This is a genomic window from Sphingobacterium hotanense (assembly GCF_008274825.1).
GTDB lineage: Bacteria > Bacteroidota > Bacteroidia > Sphingobacteriales > Sphingobacteriaceae > Sphingobacterium > Sphingobacterium hotanense.
In genome coordinates this window covers 632,412-653,450 of record NZ_CP030848.1, presented here as the reverse complement: position 1 = coordinate 653,450, position 21,039 = coordinate 632,412, and the positions used below count along the sequence as shown (strand labels likewise).

Annotated in this window: 16 protein-coding genes; 9 read left to right on the top strand and 7 right to left on the bottom strand. The window is 41.2% G+C overall.

The window, feature by feature from the left end; translation table 11 throughout:
• Nucleotides 1-555: 555 nt before the first annotated feature.
• Together DSM08_RS02660 and DSM08_RS02655 are read right to left on the bottom strand one after the other, a co-directional pair.
• Nucleotides 556-1,971, bottom strand: a complete 1,416-nt coding sequence (locus tag DSM08_RS02660) for a RagB/SusD family nutrient uptake outer membrane protein (protein WP_149524690.1) — start codon at nucleotides 1,969-1,971, stop codon at nucleotides 556-558.
• Nucleotides 1,972-1,973: 2 nt separating this feature from the next.
• The gene (locus DSM08_RS02655) at nucleotides 1,974-5,051 is read right to left on the bottom strand and encodes a SusC/RagA family TonB-linked outer membrane protein (RefSeq protein WP_149524689.1); all 3,078 of its coding nucleotides are present in this window, start codon (nucleotides 5,049-5,051) and stop codon (nucleotides 1,974-1,976) included.
• 406 nt (nucleotides 5,052-5,457) lie between these two features.
• On the opposite strand from DSM08_RS02655, the gene trmD reads away from it, so the two are divergent.
• From trmD to dusB, 5 genes are all read left to right on the top strand, one after another.
• Nucleotides 5,458-6,135: a tRNA (guanosine(37)-N1)-methyltransferase TrmD gene (gene trmD, locus DSM08_RS02650; RefSeq protein WP_149524688.1), complete on the top strand. Its 678-nt coding sequence runs from the start codon at nucleotides 5,458-5,460 to the stop codon at nucleotides 6,133-6,135.
• A gap of 248 nt (nucleotides 6,136-6,383) precedes the next feature.
• Nucleotides 6,384-7,787 carry an anthranilate synthase component I family protein gene (locus DSM08_RS02645; protein WP_149524687.1) on the top strand — a complete coding sequence of 468 codons (1,404 nt, stop codon included), beginning with the start codon at nucleotides 6,384-6,386 and terminating at the stop codon, nucleotides 7,785-7,787.
• A gap of 1 nt (nucleotide 7,788) precedes the next feature.
• Nucleotides 7,789-8,361, top strand: coding sequence for an anthranilate synthase component II (locus DSM08_RS02640; protein WP_149524686.1), 573 nt, complete (start codon nucleotides 7,789-7,791; stop codon nucleotides 8,359-8,361).
• Between the two features lie 38 nt (nucleotides 8,362-8,399).
• A complete protein-coding gene (gene trpC / locus DSM08_RS02635) occupies nucleotides 8,400-9,191 on the top strand; it encodes an indole-3-glycerol phosphate synthase TrpC (RefSeq protein WP_149524685.1) in 792 nt (263 codons plus the stop codon).
• A gap of 253 nt (nucleotides 9,192-9,444) precedes the next feature.
• Nucleotides 9,445-10,440, top strand: a complete 996-nt coding sequence (dusB, locus tag DSM08_RS02630) for a tRNA dihydrouridine synthase DusB (RefSeq protein ID WP_149524684.1) — start codon at nucleotides 9,445-9,447, stop codon at nucleotides 10,438-10,440.
• Between the two features lie 86 nt (nucleotides 10,441-10,526).
• Here the strand turns inward: dusB and DSM08_RS02625 are convergent, their stop codons facing one another.
• Genes DSM08_RS02625 through DSM08_RS02615 form a run of 3 tightly spaced genes read right to left on the bottom strand, consistent with a single transcriptional unit; the run spans nucleotide 10,527 to nucleotide 13,493 of the window.
• On the bottom strand, nucleotides 10,527-12,014 hold the full coding sequence (locus tag DSM08_RS02625) for an oligosaccharide flippase family protein (RefSeq protein WP_149524683.1): 1,488 nt from the start codon (nucleotides 12,012-12,014) through the stop codon (nucleotides 10,527-10,529).
• Nucleotide 12,015: 1 nt separating this feature from the next.
• Nucleotides 12,016-12,297, bottom strand: coding sequence for an acylphosphatase (locus tag DSM08_RS02620; RefSeq protein WP_149524682.1), 282 nt, complete (start codon nucleotides 12,295-12,297; stop codon nucleotides 12,016-12,018).
• Nucleotides 12,298-12,329: 32 nt separating this feature from the next.
• On the bottom strand, nucleotides 12,330-13,493 hold the full coding sequence (locus tag DSM08_RS02615; protein WP_149524681.1) for an amidohydrolase family protein: 1,164 nt from the start codon (nucleotides 13,491-13,493) through the stop codon (nucleotides 12,330-12,332).
• Nucleotides 13,494-13,849: 356 nt separating this feature from the next.
• Between DSM08_RS02615 and DSM08_RS02610 the strand changes: the two genes are divergently transcribed.
• Genes DSM08_RS02610 through DSM08_RS02600 form a run of 3 tightly spaced genes read left to right on the top strand, consistent with a single transcriptional unit; the run spans nucleotide 13,850 to nucleotide 17,147 of the window.
• Nucleotides 13,850-16,312, top strand: coding sequence for a TonB-dependent receptor (locus DSM08_RS02610; RefSeq protein ID WP_149524680.1), 2,463 nt, complete (start codon nucleotides 13,850-13,852; stop codon nucleotides 16,310-16,312).
• 38 nt (nucleotides 16,313-16,350) lie between these two features.
• The gene (dtd, locus tag DSM08_RS02605) at nucleotides 16,351-16,809 is read left to right on the top strand and encodes a D-aminoacyl-tRNA deacylase (protein ID WP_149524679.1); all 459 of its coding nucleotides are present in this window, start codon (nucleotides 16,351-16,353) and stop codon (nucleotides 16,807-16,809) included.
• Nucleotides 16,810-16,820: 11 nt separating this feature from the next.
• A complete protein-coding gene (locus tag DSM08_RS02600; RefSeq protein WP_149524678.1) occupies nucleotides 16,821-17,147 on the top strand; it encodes a nucleotide pyrophosphohydrolase in 327 nt (108 codons plus the stop codon).
• 17 nt (nucleotides 17,148-17,164) lie between these two features.
• Here DSM08_RS02600 and DSM08_RS02595 read toward each other — a convergent pair whose 3' ends face one another.
• Nucleotides 17,165-17,923 carry an endonuclease/exonuclease/phosphatase family protein gene (locus DSM08_RS02595; RefSeq protein ID WP_149524677.1) on the bottom strand — a complete coding sequence of 253 codons (759 nt, stop codon included), beginning with the start codon at nucleotides 17,921-17,923 and terminating at the stop codon, nucleotides 17,165-17,167.
• A gap of 67 nt (nucleotides 17,924-17,990) precedes the next feature.
• Here DSM08_RS02595 and ggt point away from each other — a divergent pair, with 67 nt between their 5' ends.
• Complete coding sequence (ggt, locus tag DSM08_RS02590; RefSeq protein WP_149524676.1) at nucleotides 17,991-19,685, top strand: gamma-glutamyltransferase; 1,695 nt, start codon at nucleotides 17,991-17,993, stop codon at nucleotides 19,683-19,685.
• Between the two features lie 31 nt (nucleotides 19,686-19,716).
• On the opposite strand, the gene DSM08_RS02585 is transcribed toward ggt, so the two are convergent.
• Nucleotides 19,717-21,039 carry a DNA recombination protein RmuC gene (locus tag DSM08_RS02585; RefSeq protein ID WP_149524675.1) on the bottom strand — a complete coding sequence of 441 codons (1,323 nt, stop codon included), beginning with the start codon at nucleotides 21,037-21,039 and terminating at the stop codon, nucleotides 19,717-19,719.

Below are 21,039 nucleotides of genomic sequence, written 5' to 3'. Positions count from 1 at the left end.
ATCTAAAATTAAAATTTAGAGGTTTAGGATGGTTGAATATCAATGATTTAAAGTTTTGTGAATTCTAGAATTAAGAAATTCATAATGATGTGGTAACATTGGTGTTTTATGCAACTAAGAATGAGTGCGATTGTAAAGTATAGAACAGGAAGGTTAATATCATGTTAGGTAAATTATGTGTTATTCAGAACAAACAATAATAAATTAGTTGCATAACACTATTTTATTCTTCCAACTTCAAAAAATAGCTTGCAAATTCCGCACAATATAAACATTTGTCGACATATTTTGTTGTATTTCAATAAATATACTACTACCTTCAGCTTCCAAAACACTGCAGGTCAATCTTATACCTAACAAAAACCTAATTCAAGAAATAGCATTACTGTTATCGGAGGGATACTAACACGTCATTTGTAACAAATAGAATAGGTTAGAAAAAGTGCAGCAACCTGCTTTGAAATTACTTAAATATTGAACAATAGTTAGCTGCACTGACAACAAAAAAGGGACTACAAATATGCAGTCCCTATTTCATCGGATATGAAATATATCTTATTGTTGCCAACCCGTATTCTGTTCCAAATTATCGTTACGATCTAATTCCGTTAATGGAATCGGAGCAACGCGACGGAAATTCGAATATGTAATTGTAGCAGCAGAACTAGGAGAACGTCCTGTTATATCACGTTTTAATCTGTTTAAAGTATGTACTCTATCTCCCTCGAAAGCTAGCTCTTTTCTACGTTCCGTGATTATACGTTCTAAAAGCGCACTACCGGTCTCAGTAACGGTCGCACTTGGATCACGTTCTGTTACAAGAGCCTCTAGATAAGTCTTTGCATCTGCATTCCCTAGATTATATGCAGCTTCAGCCGCAGTCAAATACATCTCCGAGATACGTAAAATTTTCTTGGTACCATAATTTACTAAATCCGGATACTTATTAATAATATACGCTGGATTTTCTGCCCTCACTCGAGCCCCTTTAATAATAAGTTTTTTTCTAACGTCTGTATCCGCGTATGACTCGTAAAAAGCATTATGCGCTAATCCATCACCATAACCTGTCTGACCGAAGAAATATGGCAATTCATCAAATCCGGCATTATCAATTTGATCTGAAACTATTTCGAATAATGTTTCATTGCCAAATGAATGTGAACCAAGTGCTCCCCAATAAGCTTCCAATCCAGCCATAGGAACTAAATCAACACCACTATTATCGATTACTTCTTTCGCATAATTTAAAGCCAGTTGATTTGCTGCTGGGGTTCCTTTATGAAGGTTTACTCTAGCTGCCAAAGCACGCGCTGAATATTTCGAGAAACGCCCAGTATTCGGTGCCTTACTCATCAATTTATAGGCTTCATCTAAATCCGATAAAACTTGAGTATACACCTCTTCGACTGTGGCACGCGAAGGTTTACCTTCAATGTCGAATGTTGTCACAAGCGGAACACCAAGACCTGCAGGATTATCAGTATACGGACGCGCAAAGAAACGAACCAATTCAAAATGCAATAAAGCACGAACAGCATAAGCTTCTCCTTTATACTGGTTGATATTAGCTTCATCACCAGATGGAGTCGAATGAATAATGTTGTTTGCACGATTGATAACTCTATAGGCATTCTGCCACATCCCTGTAAACCATTGATTGTTTTCTACGAAATTCAGATTATATATTTCAGTATAACGTCCAGCGTTTCTAGTAGAAATCTTAACATTATCAGCCCACAAATCACCCATCAATGGTATAGTTCTGCCGTAGAGGTCGAATACACGCATTCCAGCATATGTTCCCGTTAGAGCAGACAACGCATCTGCTTCTGTCAACAAAGCGGTCTCAGCTGGAACGGAGGTATAAGGGGGAAGATCTAAGAAATCTTTACTACAAGAACTTAACAAAGTTCCTGCTACCAGCCCCGTAAATATTATATTTTTAAATTTAATTTTCATGTTAAGCATCTTTAAAATCCAACGTTAATTCCGAATGTAAAGGTCTTAGGAATAAAGACATCAAAGTTCGTTACCCCTTGAGTACCGCCGGCAACCTCTGAGCTTCCCGCTTCCGGGTCAAATGGTAATGTATCGTCTTTTACCCAAGTCCACAGATTTGAACCGCGAAGGTAAACACGTACGTTAGAAAGCTTAGCAGTTTCGATCCAATTTGATGGTAAACTGTAGCTCAATGTAACATCACGTAGACGGATGAAATCTCCACCTTTTAATAATCGATCAGATGCGCCAAAGGCATTTTTATTTCCAGAAGCAAATACAGGACGAGGAACATCAGTAACATCACCAGGTTTCTGCCAACGATCTAATTCTAAAGCACTTTGGTTGTAAGAACCGTAATATGCACCACCACTATTTTGGTAAGAGTAAAATCCTTGATAGATATGGTTTCCAAAGTTATAATAGAACAACGCATCTAACCCAATACCTTTATAATTCAATGTAGTACCGAAGCTACCAAAAGCTTTCGGTAAAGCTGTTTTTCCTAACAAAACACGTTTTGCTTGACTATACACGTTTGTTGTTTCTGTTCTAGTTTCATCTTTATACCACAATGGGTCGCCATTTTCAGGATCTGCTCCTGCCCATTGAGGAAGATAGTAAGAGAAATAATCTTCGCCAACTCTTCTAATGAAAGGGCTAGAGATTTGCTCGTCTCCAACTAATCTAGTTGTTTTATTTTTATTTACTGAAATGTTAAAATTTAAATCCCATTGAAAATCGTCCGTTTTAACAGGAGTACCATTTAATGCGACTTCAAAACCGCGATTTCTTAAACCAGCATAATTAGCTACGTAACTATTGAAACCGGTAGTATATGGAACTGGAACAGCATATAAAAGTCCTTCTGACTCTCTGTTGTAGAAATCAAATGTAACTCCTAAACGATGATTCAAGAATTCCGCATCAAGACCAATATCATAAGAATTCGTCTTTTCCCATGTTAGGTTAGATAGACCATATTGTGTCGGTCCCGCTCCGATATTTCCATCATACACGAAGTTATAAGTTGTTCTAGTATATCCGTACAAAGTTCTCCATGCATTATTTCCGATGCCCGCATTTCCTGTCACACCATAAGAAGCACGTAATTTTAATGCGCTGATGGCATCAACTTCTCTAATGAAATCTTCTTGATCTAAATTCCAACTCCCCGCCACAGACCAGAAATTACCATAGCGTTTATCTGATCCGAAACGTGACGAACCATCATTACGATAACTCCAAGAAACAACATACGTATTTTTATAAGAGAAATCTCCTAGTGCAAGGAATGAAGCGAATGAATAGTCGTCATTTGAACCTGTAGCTGTAATTGGCGTTGCACCTACAGAAGGAACTGTCAAATCAGTATTCAATGGCACATTATAAACACCTACCGAAGAGCTGTAGGATTGAGATTTTTGAGCCTCATAACCCGCTTTAATATTTGCCACCCAATTTTTGTCTTCATCAATGTCCCAACGATAGTCAACCAAGTTAGTCCACACCCAATTGAAATAACGAGTATAGTCTCTGTAACTTCTACCACCAACGTTTCTACCGTCACCATAATTTGGATTGTTGTAATAATCTTCTTCTAGATTGTTGTAATCAATACCATATTTAGAAGAAATTTTTAAGTTTGGAAGAATTTTGTACTCTCCATAAATACTATCAATAGCCTTCTGTGTATTGTTACTTCTTCTGTCCTTATCCAAAATCTCTAGAGGATTGTATAAACCAGCTCCTGCTGCTAGGTCTCCAGAGATATAGTTTGATCCATCAGGATTTCTAGAGGGAATACTTGGCATTAAGAAGAAGCTAGTCAATACCGGGTTACCAAATGCTCCCCCGTTCAATAATCCTTTTAAATTCGAGGTTGATAGGATCATATTAGTTCCCACGGTAAAACGATCATTGATATTATGTTTTAATGATAGCTTTCCGGAATATCTAGTGAAATCTGAATTAGGGATCGTTCCTTCTTGTTTGAAAAACCCGCCGCCCACGTTAAACGTGGTTTTCTCATTACCGCCGTCAAGTGACAAATTATACTGTTGTTGACTTCCTGTACGCGTAACCTCATCATACCAATTAGTGTTTATTGAAGGGTCAATCCCGAACCCGTTTTCACTGATAACAAATTCACGAATATTGTCTGGTGTTAATTTATAAGCATCTACGTAAGTAGGATTGTTTAACAAAGACTCTCCAATCAACATAATATTTTCTTCGGTAGTCAGTGCACGCGCTTTTTTAGGGCTAACACCTGGCTTTACTGAACCGAAATCAGCATCTAATCTAAACTTTGTCTTTCCAGCTTTACCTGATTTTGTCGTGATTAAGATAACACCATTGGAACCACGCGAACCGTAGATAGCCGTCGATGAAGCATCTTTTAAAACTGTGATGTTTTCAATATCGTTCGGGTTGATACCTGCTAATACGTTAGCTGTTGGAGTTGCTCTAGAAAGATCACCTGAGTTTACAGGCACTCCATCAATAACGTATAATGGTGATGAAGACCCGGAAATAGATCCAACACCTCTAATTCTAATAGTTTGTGCTGATCCAGGCTGACCGGATCCTCCAGACGACTGTAAGCCCGGAACGCGTCCTTGAAGGGCACGGTCAATTGAAGGGAAAGGCGTTTGTTCTACATCTTTAGACTGCACAACGGTAGTCGAACCTGTTTGTCTCAATTTGGTTGTCGTACCATATCCGGTAACTACCACCTCTTCTAGCGACAAGTCGTCGCTAATCAATTGCACATTCACAACGCTGTTACTTCCCACAGCCACACGCTGCGCAGCAAAACCCACAAAACTAACGGATAGCGTTGCATTGGGGCCAACTGAGATACTGAAATTTCCTGAATTGTCTGTTTGAGTAGCATTAGACGTTCCAGCCTCAACCACAGAAGCTCCTGCAATCGGAGATCCATCTGTCGAAGACGTAACTCTACCACTCACCTGACGATTTTGCGCATACGATATCCCAACGAATAAAGTACACAGCAAAAAAATACTGAGTAATTTTTGTTTCATGTTTTGTTGTTGTTTAGTTAATCGCTTTCTTTGGTTTGTAAGAAATAACAAAACGTTAAAATTTTGTTAAATCTGAGGGCAATATAGGATAGCAAAGTTGTTACAGCAAATATTTCACACAATTTCTTACAAACTTTAAGTTATCAGACTTAAATTATCCTTATTCATTATTTCTTTTCTTAAAACAACATTATTGCATTTTCATCAAACCTTTAGGTATATCATTAAAAGATTTTGAACAGAATTATCACCTCACAATTATTTACAACAAAATCAATAATTAAATTCAGCCAATAATTATCCAAAAACACCAATCATAGACAACTATTATTTACAAGAACATTAAAAATATTTCACAAGGATTCAAACACCCCATTTTTCACCCTTTCTTCCTACCTTTGCAGTTATGAGATTCGATATCATTACTGTTCTACCAGACTTACTACAAAGTCCGTTTGCCCATTCTATTTTGCAGAGAGCACAGAAAAAGGGCATTGCAGAAATTCATGTACACAACCTTCGCGATTACAGCGAAAACAAACAAAAATCTGTAGACGATTATCCTTATGGCGGTGGCTCGGGGATGGTAATGCAGATTGCGCCATTCGCCGCATGTATCGAAAAACTGCAATCTGAGCGTAATTACGATGAAGTTATCTACATGACTCCTGACGGTGTTACCTTAAATCAGGATATCGCAAACTCATTATCTACATTAGAAAACGTCATCATCCTGTGCGGACATTATAAAGGTATCGATCAACGCATCCGTGATATATATGTTACTCGGGAAATTTCCATTGGCGATTATGTACTATCGGGAGGCGAGTTGCCAGCCGCAATTCTCGTAGATGCCATCATCCGATTAATTCCGGGAGTTCTTTCTGATGAGACCTCTGCCCTATCCGACTCTTTTCAAGATGGTCTATTAGATGCTCCAATATATACTCGCCCGGTAGAGTGGCGGGGCCATAAGGTTCCAGACATCCTATTGAGTGGGCATGAAGCAAAAATCACAGCTTGGCGCCACGAACAACAGCTACAAAGAACAAAAGAAAGGCGTCCAGATTTGCTAAATGATTAATAAAAACTTACTTTCTTTATTTTTTCTTTAAATAAAGTTTGATATTTCAAAATTTCCTTTAAATTTGTGTGTTAATAATGAGAGCATTTCAATATACTAACCGTTGGTGGCTTCTGACTAAATAAGTCGGGAGGGTGGTATATTTTACGATAAGATTTTCATAATCAACCAAAACCACTGAATGGTAAGCCCGACGTAGAGTACGTCGGGCTTTTTTTATTTTTGACACAATATATTATAAACAACATATGAACTATACTTTTAAAACGAATCATAAAAACATCCTCGCAGATACGACAACACCTGTGAGCATGTACTTAAGACTTCGTGACACTTTCCCGAACAGCCTTTTGTTGGAAAGTTCAGAATACCATAGCCGCGACAACAACATCAGTTATATCTGTTGCCAGCCTATTGCTGGTATCATCCTGGAAGGCAAAACCCTGAACATTTCGCTTCCCGACGGACAAAAAATCAGCAAGAACGCTGAAGGACTTAATCTGCGGGAGGAAGTGTCCAACTTCAGAAAATCATTTCAATCGGAAAACGCCCCTGAAGTAAATGTCATTTCAAACGGTATTTTCGGCTATTTCACCTTCGACGCCGTCAACTATTTCGAAGACATCCAATTAACTACTCCCCCGCATCCTGAAAAAGATATCCCTACTCTTCAATACCATGTCTACAAATTTGTAATCGCTATAGACCACTTCAGGAATCAGTTACATATCTTCGAAAACCTCTTAGACAGCGAAAGCAGCGAGCTAGATCGTCTTCAATTTCTTATTCAAAACAAGAATTTCCCTGAATATACCTTCCAAAAGAAAGGGGCAGAAACGTCCAACATGAGCGACGAGGATTTCAAAAACCTTGTTTTGAAGATGAAAGAACATATTCAGCGTGGCGATGTATTCCAAATCGTTCCCTCGCGCGGATTTAAAACCCCATTCTCTGGTGATGAATTCAACGTATATCGCGCATTGCGCTCCATCAACCCCTCGCCTTACCTGTTCTATTTCGATTACGGCGATTTTAAGCTATTCGGATCATCTCCGGAAGCGCAATTGACCATCAAAAAAGATGTTGCGAGCATCTACCCTATCGCCGGAACGTTCAAGAGAACGGGAAATATGGAACAGGACGAGAAGATTGCGGAGGAGTTGAAGAACGACCCGAAAGAATCTGCCGAACATGTGATGTTGGTCGACTTGGCAAGAAATGACCTCAGTCGTCACTGCACGCAAGTGGAAGTCAAATCATATAAAGAAGCACAGTACTATTCCCATGTCATCCACCTGGTGTCCAAGGTAAGCGGCAAGTTAAATCCGAATGCAAATCCATTCGACGTCGTAGGCGATACTTTCCCTGCCGGCACGCTATCGGGCGCGCCAAAACATATGGCATTGACCTTGATCGATCGCTATGAGGGATTCCAACGCTCCTTCTACTCTGGAGCAATTGGCTATATGGGATTTAACGGCGATTTTAACCATGCCATCATGATCCGTTCGTTTTTGAGCAAGCAGAATAACCTGCACTACCAAGCCGGAGCGGGAATTGTATTGGATTCCGATCCCGAAAAAGAACTACAAGAAGTAAACAACAAAATATCGGCCCTTCGCAGAGCCTTAGAATTAGCGGAAACTATATAACATGAGCAAGCCAGTTTTAGTAATCGACAATTACGATTCATTCACCTATAATCTCGTTCACCTTCTACAGGAATTGAACACAGCTTACGTGGTCGTTCGCAACGACAAGTTTGAACTTGCAGACGTCGAACAATACGACAAAATATTATTATCGCCTGGGCCGGGCATCCCTGAGGAAGCCGGTCTATTGATGGATGTCATCCGCACCTACGCGCCCAGCAAAAGCATTCTTGGAATTTGCCTAGGGCAGCAGGCCATTGCCGAAGTTTTCGGCGGCACGCTGTACAATATGCCGAAGCCTTTACATGGTGTTGCGACAAGCATACACATCACAGACCCTGAGGAAAAATTATTTCAGAATTTCCCGTCCGATTCAAAAATTGGAAGATACCATTCCTGGGCGGTAGAGGATAAAACTTTACCCGAATCGTTAAAAATTACAGCTGTTGATCCTTCCGGTGTCATCATGGCATTATCGCATAAAGAATATGATGTGAGAGGAATGCAATTTCACCCGGAATCAATCTTGACCGACAATGGTAAAATCTTAATTGAAAACTGGTTAAAGGATTAACCCATCATAAACCAAAACAATCATCAGCAGAATACATCATGACGATATTAGATACAATAGTTGAACGCAAAAGAGAGGAAGTTGCCGAAGCAAAAGCGAATGTATCCAGCGAAGAGCTAAAATCCTATCCGCTATTTCAAAGAGAATGCTACAACCTTCGCGAGTCTATTTTACACCCAGAGCGATCGGGAATTATTGCCGAATACAAGCGCGCATCCCCATCTAAGGGTTTGATAAACGGGCGCGATTCGGTACAGGAAGTTGTTAAAGGCTACCAAGAAGCTGGAGCATCAGCGATCTCCGTATTAACCGACAAAGATTTCTTTCAAGGCGATCTAAAAGATTTGACGGAAGCACGCGAGGTTCTGCAAATCCCGTTATTGCGCAAGGAATTTATCGTAGACGAATACCAGATTACTGAAGCAAAAGCTTACGGCGCCGATATCATCCTATTGATAGCAGCTTGTTTAAGCAACGAGGAGATCGTAAGCCTCTCCAGCTATGCAAAATCACTCGGTCTAAATGTACTTTTGGAAGTGCATAATGAAGAAGAATTAAACAAAAGTCTATTTGATACGATCGACGCCATTGGCGTAAATAACCGCAATCTGAAAGACTTTGTCGTTTCGCTGGACCACTCCTATAATCTTGTAAACAAAATCCCGAACCGATACATCAAGGTTTCCGAAAGTGGAATTTCAGACCCTCAAACCATCAACGAATTGAAGAAAGCAGGGTTTCAGGCATTTCTGATCGGCGAAAACTTTATGAAAACAGAAAACCCGATGTTGGCTATTCAGGAATTTACAGACAAAGTGAATAAAGACTAGTTTATATGTGCTAGGACACAGATCCTATCTTGAGCCTTTTGAAACCCCATATAAACCCCTGTCGAAGCGCTTTTGAAAGGGGTTTGTATTGGGTCTGTATTGGGTTTGAAAGGGTTCTGTGTCGAGCATGTCCAGGACCGACATCGTTTTTGAAGAAAGTGATTGTCAGCTGAATCTCCCATCTATGCCACTCGAGGGCAGTTTGGCAAGGAAATAAGAATTTTGCTTACCTTTGTAAAAATTTTCAACAAGCATGTCAGTAAAGATTGGTGAACATATTGATTTAGGGGAGTTTCCATTGTTGCTAGCTCCGATGGAAGATGTGAGTGATCCACCGTTCCGCTTTGTGTGTAAACAAAATGGGGTTGATATGATGTACACGGAATTCATCTCTTCGGAGGGATTGATTCGTGATGCAGCGAAATCGAGACAGAAGTTGGATATTTTCGAGTATGAGCGCCCTATCGGGATTCAGATCTTCGGATCTGATATTGAGCATATGCGTCAATCTGCAGAGATCTGTTCGGCGGCTAATCCGGATTTAATCGATATCAACTATGGATGTCCGGTAAAGAACGTAGCCTGTCGTGGTGCTGGCGCTAGTTTATTGCAAGATATTGATAAGATGGTAGCGATGACCAAAGCAGTTGTTGAGGCTACACATCTTCCCGTTACTGTAAAAACACGCTTAGGTTGGGACGATAGTACAAAGAATGTGTATGAAGTTGCAGAGCGTCTTCAGGATATCGGTATTAAAGCCTTATCTATCCACGGTAGAACGCGCGCGCAGATGTATAAAGGACAGGCAGACTGGTCTATGATTCGCGATGTGAAACGCAATCCGCGCATCAAGATTCCTATTTTCGGGAATGGCGATGTGGATTCAGTCGATAAAGCAGCGGCTTGGCGTCAGGAATACGAGGTGGATGGTATTATGATCGGCCGTGCATCCATTGGTTACCCTTGGATTTTCCGCGAGGTGAAGCACTTTTTCGAAACAGGCGAGCGACTGGATGGACCTACCGTTGCCGAGCGTGTTGAAGTTTGCCGCACGCACTTGACGAAGTCGATCGAATGGAAAGGCGACAAAACGGGCATCTTCGAAATGAGAAGGCATTATGCCAACTATTTCAAAGGCATTCCTAATTTTAAAGAATACAGAATGAGACTGGTGGAGCTGATGAAGTACGATGAAATCATCGAAGTCTTAGAAGAAATAAAGCATAATTTTGCTGAGGAAGTCGCTTAAAAAGCGACTTTTTTATTGCTATTCTTTTTCCAAGAAATCTTTTGGCAATGTTCGAGTTGAGCAAGCAAAAAGTGGATTCTCTGCAGTTACCTTCTGCGCAACACTTTCAACAGCATATTCTTTTCCAAGTAGGCTACTATGCTGAGGAATACGATAAACAAGACGTTTCCGATCCAAAAGTGCAGATGAAATGCTGCAAACGCTAAGGCTACCCCCAAAAGCATATAGCCTGCAATTTTCTTCACATTATAAGGTATACTGTAGTTCTTTTGCCCCCACACATAGGAAAGTGTAACCATCAGTAAATAAGTAATCGTAGTAGATATAGCAGCGCCCACATAAGAGTAGGTTGGAATTAGGGCAAAGTTCAATATAATGGTCGCCAATGCGCCGATACCCGAAATATAAAGCGCATATCTCGTCTGATCAGACAGCTTATACCATACGGATAAATTCATGTAAATACCCAACAAAACGTAGTTTAGGAGCAATACGGGAACAATAAACAGTCCCGACCAGTAGTTTTGCTCACCGCCTTCTTTGCTCGGAATGAAATGCTTTAACCAGTCAATATTAGCACAGATACCAACCATTACGACCAACATCGCAATAATAAAATATTCCATGATCATGGCATAGGTTTTCCTTGCGTTTTCGTTTTTCGAATAGCTGAAAAAAAAAGGCTCTGCGCCCAAACGAAAAGCCGTTACAAATAGATTCAAGAATACAGCAATTTTAGCCACGGCTCCATAGATACCCAATTCGCTATCTCCCCTTTCGCCAGGAATAAGACGGGGCAGCATCATCTTATCTAGATTCTCGTTGATGATGAAGGAAATATTCGCAATCAGAATAGGAAAAGTATAGCTTAACATCTGCTTGATGAGCGCGCCATCCACACGGAATCTGAAACTGATCATCTGTGGTATCAGCATCACCAGGGTAACTACGGATGCGATTAGGTTTGCTATGAAAACATTCCCTAGCCATCCTTCTCGAAACCAACCCGAAGCAAACTCCTTCCAAAAGGTATATTCCGCTGTCAGATAAGGCAAGAAATAGAGGAAAAACAAGATAAAAAAGACGTAGATCAGGATATTGGCGATCTTAATAACGCCATATTTGATGGGTCTACCTTCTGCACGCAGTTTAGCAAAGGGCACCACGGCAAGCGCGTCTGCGGCAAGAATAACAGCAAAATATTTTACGAAGGTGACATATTCGGCAACATTCTCCCCGTTGCTCAACCAATAGCCAATCGGGTTGGCAAAGGTCAGAACGGTGAGCACGAACAAAGCGCTACTTATTATCGTAACGAAGAAACTGGTATCAAAAACTTTCTGCTTGTCGCCTTCCACCTTTTGCAGGTAGCGGAAAAAGGTGGTTTCCATTCCAAATGCAAGGATCGCATTGATCATGGAAGCGTAGGCATATAGATTGGTAAAAACGCCGTACACTGCTGTCGCGAACTTCTTTGTCAGCAGTGGGGTCATTAAAAAACTAAGCATACGGGATAATATGGTGGTAAGACCATATATCGCCGTATCGCTTATAAATTTCTTTACTACCGACACCTTACTTAATTTTTTTTATGACTTCGAAGTTCTTGAAATGTTTCAGTTCTGTTGTCTCAGTAACCTCTACACCGGTAACTTCCGCCTCGGCTGGGCCTTCGTCACAAAAGTCTAGCAGTAAATCTAAGGCGATGGCATCTCCTTCGGCCTCCAAATAGACGGTTCCGTCAGGCTGATTTAATACAAACCCCTTTACGCCTAACTGATCAGCAACCGCTTTCGTAGAGGCACGAAAGTACACCCCTTGTACTTTTCCTTTGACCAAGACATTCAAATGCTTCATGGTTACAAAGGTAAAAGAAGAATTAGAAAAAGCTATCGGATTCGTTTAACTTTAATTTTCTGATCTAGTTTAAAGCTTTCCATGCCTTCTAACAGAACAAGACCCGGTTTTTTACCTTCCTCTAAGGATCCTAATTCATGGTCAATATTCAATGCTTTCGCACCGTTAATAGTAGCCCATTTGATAGTTTCATTAAAATCAAGATGTGGATATTCCGCATGAAGTACTTTTAGTTCATCCAATATATCTAACGATGTGTTGGATGCCAAACTATCCGTACCAATTACGATTTCATGACCTCCCAATAGGAAGTTTTCCACTTTAGGAAGCTTGTTCTCGATGTATAGATTTGCTTTTGGACACAAACAGAAATATACCTTTCTGCCCATGCGATCAACGAAGTCTAAATCTTTGATGGAAGTGTATGTATTGTGAACTAAGATTAGTTTATTCTTTGTTGGAATATATGGTAAGAAAGACTGCAGCGAGTTTCTAGCTTGCGCACGGAAACCATCCACAGAAAGTTTCATTTTCTCATAGAAGTCTAGGAATTCGCCTTTATTATATCTAAAAAGTTTGTTTTCCTCATCACTTTCTTGATTATGAATACTGATGATATTATCTTCTCCAACGGCTTTCTTAAAGGTTTTGAATAAGGTTTTTGAGCATGAGTACGGTGCATGCGGCGTAATAGAAGATCTTTTGTAATCGAAATGGAATTCAATTTCTTTTGCTTGATCAATCCGCGCCTCTACATCGTCATTAGATAATGCCATCACCTCGACAAAAGTATGATACAGCATCGGACTATTTTCTTTCACTTTAGCGGATAGTGAGGAGTTCGCGTGGTCACCCACAGCTTGTATTCCATTTTCATACATCGCTTTATCCGCAGCTTTCATAGCCTCGTCAACGGCCTTATCTTTCGCCCCACGTTCGGTCATTACCTTCATTAAGAACTGTGGTAATCCGGTGTGTTGCGGGACAACGCCTTCCATATGCGAAAGTTCAAGATGACAGTGTGCATTTACGAAGCCAGGAATTAGGGCTCCTTTCAGAAATTCTACTTTTGAATCGTCGACTTCACCTTGGTTGTAAATCCCTTTAATAGTTCCATGGTCGTCCATTGCTACGATCCCTTTTTTTATTGCAGGGCCAGTTACTGGAAATACAATATCAGCAGCATAATACTTCATAAATTTTTTAAAACCGTTTTGTTAAAGTTAGCGTAATCCACCCCCGGAGGGTTATATAACAGTAAATTTACAAAAATTTCAACAAATGTTAACTAATAAAACAATAATTACAAATTTGTTACAGTAAAGGATCGATTTTGTTTAAAGGTATTAAAAGGTTAATTTTGTACCATCAAATAGGGGTGCCTTGTTGTTCGACAACACAAATAAAGGCTGAGATTATACCCAGCACGGCTCTGATAAAGGCAGTGCGTACCTGATCTGGATAATGCCAGCGTAGGGAGTGGGCGGTTAAATAAGGGCTATTGTAACCCCTTGCAATAGTGAAGTTTAACTCATTTACACAAACAAACATTATGTTAAAAAAGGTATGGGCGACAGTTGCCTTTTGCCACCTGATCATGTTGGGTTTTGCGCAACATGCATTGACAGTAAAAGTCAGTAACAAAGACCAAGAACCACTAGCGGGAGCTACGGTAAAATTAGCTTCGGAAACGGGTAAAACAGACCAAAATGGGCTGTTTGTTTTTAGTAATTTAGCTACAAAAAATTATTTATTACAGGTAACATTTCTTGGATATCAAAATTATTCTATACAGATTAATCCAAGCGAGCAAACCAGTTTGAATGTTCAACTAAAAGAAAGTTCATTCGTAACTGAGGAGGTTTTCGTAACGGCAACTCGCGCAAAAGAAAACGCAGCAACAACTTATAAGAACATTGATAAGGAAGAAATCCGCAAGAACAACTTGGGCCAGGATATTCCTTTCCTGATCAATCAAACTCCGGGGGTTGTTGTTAGCTCAGACGCGGGCGCTGGAATTGGCTATACGAGCATGACGGTACGTGGATCGGACAACGAACGTATCAATATCACCCTAAACGGTATACCCTTAAATGATGCAGAGAGCATGGGCAGTTTCTTTGTGAATCTTCCGGATTTTGCTTCTTCTGTGCAAAGTATCCAGGTACAGCGTGGTATCGGTACTTCCACCAATGGAGCAGGCGCCTTCGGTGCTTCTCTAAATATTCAGACGGATGCGCTTGAAGTGGAGCCATATGCGGAATTGAATAACTCCATCGGGTCGTACAACTCCTGGAAGAACACTTTAAAAGTAGGTTCGGGATTAATTAATAATAAATATGCTTTCAATGCAAGATTATCTCGCGTAGCGTCTGACGGCTATATAAATCGGGCAAGCTCAGATTTAAAGTCTTTCTATGTTGATGGAGGATTGTACACCGACAAGCACATTCTAAAAGCCACAGTTTTTTCTGGAAAAGAAAAGACCTATCAGTCATGGTATGGTACGCCGGAGCCTTTGATTACCGGAGACTACAGTAGACTGAACGAATATGCTGCGGCGATGGAATTGTACAGCCCCGAAGAAGTCAACCGTTTGAAAGAGGAAGGCCGAAAGTTTAATTATTATACGTATGACAATCAAACCGATAATTACACGCAAACGCATGCCCATTTGCAATACACGTTTGAAGCGAGCGACAAACTGAATCTCAATGCAGCGTTGCATTATACGCGTGGCGCAGGCTTCTATGAGGAATTCCGTCCGAACGATAAAATGATTCGTTACGGCATGGACACGCTCTTTCATGGGCAAGATACGATCAGCCGATCAGACCTCATTCGCCGTCGCTGGTTAGACAATCACTTCTATGGGGCGACCTATTCTGCAAACTACAGAGCGAACAGCAACCTGAGTTTCATCTTTGGCGGTGCATATAATCAATATCGAGGGAAGCATTATGGCGAGGTTATTTGGGCGCGGTATGCATCAGACAGTAATTTAGGCGATCGTTATTATTACAATGAGGCCGATAAAAACGACTTCAATTTCTTTGTGAAGGCCGATTATCGATTGGATGATTGGTTGTTTAACGTGGATTTGCAGTACAGAAATATTTACTACTTAGGAGAAGGGGACGATGATAAAGTAAAACATCTTTATTTCAAAGACAAGCTCAACTTCTTTAATCCGAAGGTTGGAGCGACCTACTTCATCAATTCGAACAGTAATCTTTATGCATCCTATGCTTTTGCGAGCAAAGAGCCAAAGCGTTCGGACTACGTAGAGAACCCATTGAATGAATTCCCGAAGCCGGAACAAATGCAGAATGTAGAGGCGGGTTATCGCTTTAGAGATCAGCAGTTCAATATTGGCGCGAATGTATATGGGATGTTTTACAAGAATCAGTTGATTCCTACTGGAGCACTTAATGATGTCGGAGCGGCATTGCGCCAGAACGTGGAGGATAGTTATCGGATTGGTTTTGAATTGGATGCTGCCTGGAATATTAATTCACAGTTCGTTTGGGGAGTGACCGCAGCATTGAGTCAGAATAAGATCAAGAACTTCACGGAGAAAATTCTGGTCTATGATAATGAGAACGATTGGAATTATGTCGGCGAGGAAGAGATTTTCTATAAATCGACTACAATTGCGAAGTCACCTGCAGCTGTTCTATCGAATATCTTCACATACAAACCTACGGATGCTTTATCTTTTAGTTTGTTGAGCAAATATGTTTCTAGACTCTACTTGGACAATAGCGGAGCAAAGGAACGTAGTATCGATCCTTCCTTTGTGAACAATATTCAGGGTATTTATAGCTTTTCAGCATTAGGAATCGAGCGTATCGACTTGAATTTGACGGTGAACAACATCTTCAACAGCAAGTACGAGACAACTGGTTACACTTGGGGGCAGAAGTTTGAAAGCAAAGGAACGCGAGATTACTATAATTTTTACTACCCACAGGCAGAGACTAATTTTATGTTAGGATTGAATATTAGGTTCTAAGGATTGGCAAATCGTTATTATCTTTTTACTTTTAGTGCATGCGAGCAGTAATACAACGAGTGAGCCATGCGAGCTGCACGGTAGACAATAAGATAACGGGAGAAATTGAGCAAGGATTATTGGTATTTCTGGGTGTAGAAGAAGGAGATACAAAGGCAGATATGGAGTGGTTGGGACAGAAGTTAGTGAACCTACGTATCTTCTCGGATGAGCAGGGACTAATGAATAAGTCCATACAGGATATTGAAGGCAATATTTTGCTGATATCGCAGTTCACCTTGTTTGCACAGACGAAGAAAGGCAATCGACCTTCGTTCATTCGCGCGGGAAAGCCCGATATTGCGAAGCCTATGTATGAGGCGATGGGAATTTACCTATCGGATTTGCTGGGCAAGCCGGCGCAGCTGGGAATCTTCGGTGCTGATATGAAAATCGACCTGCGCAATGATGGCCCCGTTACGATTATCATGAATACTAAAGATAAAGACAACTTCTAAAGGAAATAGATATGACGATAGCAGAAGCGCAAGCCATAGTAGATAAATGGATAAATAGCACGGGAGTACGCTATTTCAATGAACTAACCAATACAGCGATGTTAATGGAGGAGGTCGGTGAAGTGGCGCGTATTATGGCTCGGCAATATGGAGAGCAATCTTTTAAGAAATCGGATGAGGAAGTAAATCTTGCCGATGAAATGGCGGATATCCTTTTTGTGCTGATCTGTTTAGCTAATCAAACGGGTATTGATCTGACCGATGCCTTGACCAAAAACTTAGATAAAAAGACTAAACGCGATAGCGAGCGACATAAAAACAATGAGAAGCTGAAATAGCTTCTCATAGTTTTTATCTATTGAATCTCTATCTCTGCAAATAAGGGCAAATGATCAGAGGCCTCATGCTCTGGTATCACTTTATACGATTTCCATTTGAACTTAACATTATCAAGGAGCATAATGTAGTCTATTTCATTGCGCGGATTGACATTCGGAGAGGTAGGCACATTGGATGTGGTATTTCTTACGAAGAACTGCTCCAACAGCTTGATAGGTTCGGATCCGGGTTTAGCATTCAGATCACCAACAAGAATTAGAGGGCTGCTATATAGCTCGGCCAGCTCGTTGATAAAATGTGCCTGAGCGATTCTATTTTCTTCATGTAGATCAAGGTGTGTATTCGCTAGGGAAACACGCTTGCCATTTGGCAATTCTACATCAACGATAGCCAAAGATCTATTTTCACTTTTTACCGGCATAGGCAGATCATATCTTCTCTTGCCTACAATCTTATGTTTAGAGAGAATTAGCGTGCCATAGTATCCCTTTTCCAAGTCAATACCTTTGGAAAAATAATAGTCCATTCCAGTCAATTCAGCAAGCTTTTCCGCTTGATTGACCATCTCCGACCTAGACACATGGATATCGACTTCTTGAATCCCCACGATCTCAGCTTTGGAGTCGACAATCACTTTCGCAATAGCCGGCAAATCAATAACACCTGGCTTGGCCGGCGGATTTGCATGGTGGATATTGTAGCTCAGGACTTTGATAGTCTGCGCCGAGAGTGTTAAAGAAAGGGAGCTCAAAAGGATGATAAAAAGGTATTTCATGCGTTCAGATTGTTATTTGAGGGTTAATATATTCAAGTAATAGGGCCAAATTTAATATCTTTAGCACATGAAATTACCTAATATATTTTACTTATTATTCATCGCCTTCTTTCTAGGTTCCTGTTCTGTTACTCAACAGCAGGCCCAAGATCAGCAAGAATATAAAAACGGCGCGGTGGTAACCGCACATCCTATCGCATCAGAGGTGGGAGTTGCTATTCTTAAAAAAGGAGGAAATGCGGTCGATGCTGCTATTGCTGTTAAATTCGCATTAGTCGTTGTTTATCCCAATGCGGGTAACCTCGGAGGAGGTGGGTTCATGGTTTATCGCGATAAATCAGGTTTAGTAAACTCTCTTGATTTTCGTGAGAAAGCACCTGCAAAAGCACATCGGGATATGTATTTGGATAAGGATGGTAATCCGATTACAGACTTGAGTCTTTACGGACAATTGGCTGCCGGTGTTCCCGGGTCAGTTGCCGGCATGGAGGAAGCTTTCAAAAAATATGGCAGCTTAAGCTGGAAAGAACTTTTGCAGCCTGCTATCGAGTTGGCCGAGGGAGGATTCCCGATTACGGCGCAGCAGGCAGGAGAATTCAACCGATACCAAGAGCGCTTTAAAAAACACAATCCTAATGGCGCAGCTATTATTCGTGACGCTGAATGGAAAGCGGGAGATTTATTTGTGCAGAAAGAATTAGGGGAAACACTAAGACGCATTGCAGACCAAGGTCGTGATGGCTTTTATAAAGGAAAAACAGCGGAATACATCGTTGCCGAGATGAAGAAAGGCAATGGTATCATCAGTCTGGAGGATCTTGCAAACTACCAAGCCGTTTGGAGAACCCCTATTGTGGGCAACTATAAAGGCTACAAAGTTATCTCTATGCCCCCACCTTCAAGTGGCGGCGTAGCATTAATGGCGCTATTGCAATCTGTTGAAAAATATCCCCTAGCAAGATGGGGCTTTCAACACGACAGCACTGTACGCGCGATGGTGGAAGCCGAACGCCGCGTATATGCCGACCGCGCTACTCACTTAGGCGACCCTGACTTTTATAGCGTACCGGTAGCCAACCTAACGGATGCGAAGTTTAACCAAGATCGCATGGCAAAGGTTAGCTTGAAGCGTGCAACGCCTAGCGATGAGGTGAAGGCGGCGAAATTCCCGGGATATGAATCGGAAGAAACAACGCATTATAGCATAGTAGACAAGGATGGCAATGCAGTTTCATTGACCACCACTATCAATGGGTCTTATGGGGCATTAGTCTGGGTGGAAGGCGCTGGCTTTTTGTTGAATAACGAGATGGACGATTTCTCCGTGAAGCCTGGTACACCAAATATGTATGGCTTGTTAGGTGGCAAAGCCAATGCCGTAGAACCCGGCAAGCGTATGCTAAGCGCGATGACTCCGACGATTATCGAGAAAGATGGGAAGCTGAAGATGGTGGTCGGAACGCCTGGTGGTTCTACCATCATAACCTCTGTTTTCCAAACGATTTTGAATGTATTAGAATTCGATATGACCGCACAGGAATCTGTTTCTGCGCCGCGGTTTCACCATCAATGGAAACCAGATTACATCGACGTAGAAGAAAAAGCAATTGATGCAAAGACGCGCGCAAGCTTACAGAAAGATGGCTATGGAATCAATAAAAGAGGTCCTATCGGACGTGTTGAAAATATTGTGGTTTTGCCGAATGGCAAACTACAAACTGGTGCTGACCCTCGAGGGGATGACAAAGCAGCAGGATACTAATATTGATAAAGGGTTGTCGAAAGACAGCCCTTTATTCTTCTAGATGCTTATCGTTTATTTGTTTGTTCGCTTTCGCGCCTAATACCTTCAGTGATTCGACTTTCTTGATCACATTTCCTGACCCCGTAGATAGCTTTTTCATCGCATCCTCATGCTTCGAAGCAGCCTTTTGGATAAAGCTTTGAATCTGGTCCATATCGTCTAAGAAACCAACGAATTTGTCGTATAATAGGCCCGCCTCTTTAGCTATTTCCAAAACATTTCTATTTTGGCGCTCCTGTTTCCAAATGCTCGCTATGGTCCTTAGCGTAGCAAGCAAGGTCGACGGGCTTACAATAACCACTCTCCTATCCCAAGCATCGGAAAACAACTCCGGCTTATGGTTAACGGCAAGACTAAGCGAGGATTCAATCGGAATGAACATCAATACAAACTCCGGCGACACAATCTTATACAAAGACTGGTAATCCTTGGCAGAAAGCTCTTTAACATGGTTCTCAATGGATTGCACATGCTGTTTAACAAATAATGCTCTATCTTCTTCTGTATCTGCATTGACCGCTCTTTCGTAGGCAACGAGGGATAGTTTCGAATCGACGATCAAGTGCTTCTCGTCAGGGAGAAAGATGACGGCATCAGGTTGCAGCCTCTTCCCGTCCTCGTCAAGGATGGCTGCTTGCAATTTATACTCTTGGTCTTTCAATAATCCCGAACGCTCCAACACACGCTCTAAAATAACTTCCCCCCAGTTCCCCTGTCTCTTATTATCCCCTTTCAGGGCTTTAGCAAGATTATTCGCCTCGTCTTTTATCTGCATACTCTGCTGCATCAGCTGTTCAACAACGCCTTTTAAAACGCTGCGCTCCGCAGACTCCTGCTGATAGGTCTTCTCTACTTTCTCCTCAAACGACTTAATCTTTTCTTTCAAAGGGTCTAGAATCAAACTTATGTTCTGCTGATTCTGCTGAGTAAACTTGAGCGTCTTCTCTTCCAGAATCTTATTCGCAAGTACCTGAAATTCTGAATTGAATTGTTTTTTGAGGTTTTCTATCTCTATCTTTTGCTCCGCAAACTTATCTTGCTGGGCTTGTAGGTAAGCATTCGTTCCTTCCAAGGTTCGCTCAATGGCTTGCCTATTATTGACTTCTGCCGTTAATTCCTTTTGCAATCTTTCGCGCTCAACATTTGTTAACCGCTCTCTTTCCTGCAACTTGCCATACTCAATCTGTAATTGCTGTTGTTCTTTTATCGCACGTTCATGGGTCGATCTACTAACCGCCTGTCCGTTTCGCCACAGCGCATAGATTACTATGACCAACAAAATGATGATGATCGCTATATACAAACTTTCCAT

Excerpts from the sequence above, each read along its gene's own strand:
- DSM08_RS02660 (WP_149524690.1), bottom strand. The coding sequence starts at position 1,971 with ATGCTTAACATGAAAATTAAATTTAAAAATATAATATTTACGGGGCTG.
- DSM08_RS02655 (WP_149524689.1), bottom strand. The coding sequence starts at position 5,051 with ATGAAACAAAAATTACTCAGTATTTTTTTGCTGTGTACTTTATTCGTT.
- trmD (WP_149524688.1), top strand. The coding sequence starts at position 5,458 with ATGAGATTCGATATCATTACTGTTCTACCAGACTTACTACAAAGTCCG.
- DSM08_RS02645 (WP_149524687.1), top strand. The coding sequence starts at position 6,384 with ATGAACTATACTTTTAAAACGAATCATAAAAACATCCTCGCAGATACG.
- DSM08_RS02640 (WP_149524686.1), top strand. The coding sequence starts at position 7,789 with ATGAGCAAGCCAGTTTTAGTAATCGACAATTACGATTCATTCACCTAT.
- trpC (WP_149524685.1), top strand. The coding sequence starts at position 8,400 with ATGACGATATTAGATACAATAGTTGAACGCAAAAGAGAGGAAGTTGCC.
- dusB (WP_149524684.1), top strand. The coding sequence starts at position 9,445 with ATGTCAGTAAAGATTGGTGAACATATTGATTTAGGGGAGTTTCCATTG.
- DSM08_RS02620 (WP_149524682.1), bottom strand. The coding sequence starts at position 12,297 with ATGAAGCATTTGAATGTCTTGGTCAAAGGAAAAGTACAAGGGGTGTAC.
- DSM08_RS02615 (WP_149524681.1), bottom strand. The coding sequence starts at position 13,493 with ATGAAGTATTATGCTGCTGATATTGTATTTCCAGTAACTGGCCCTGCA.
- DSM08_RS02610 (WP_149524680.1), top strand. The coding sequence starts at position 13,850 with ATGTTAAAAAAGGTATGGGCGACAGTTGCCTTTTGCCACCTGATCATG.
- dtd (WP_149524679.1), top strand. The coding sequence starts at position 16,351 with ATGCGAGCAGTAATACAACGAGTGAGCCATGCGAGCTGCACGGTAGAC.
- DSM08_RS02600 (WP_149524678.1), top strand. The coding sequence starts at position 16,821 with ATGACGATAGCAGAAGCGCAAGCCATAGTAGATAAATGGATAAATAGC.
- DSM08_RS02595 (WP_149524677.1), bottom strand. The coding sequence starts at position 17,923 with ATGAAATACCTTTTTATCATCCTTTTGAGCTCCCTTTCTTTAACACTC.
- ggt (WP_149524676.1), top strand. The coding sequence starts at position 17,991 with ATGAAATTACCTAATATATTTTACTTATTATTCATCGCCTTCTTTCTA.
- DSM08_RS02585 (WP_149524675.1), bottom strand. The coding sequence starts at position 21,039 with ATGGAAAGTTTGTATATAGCGATCATCATCATTTTGTTGGTCATAGTA.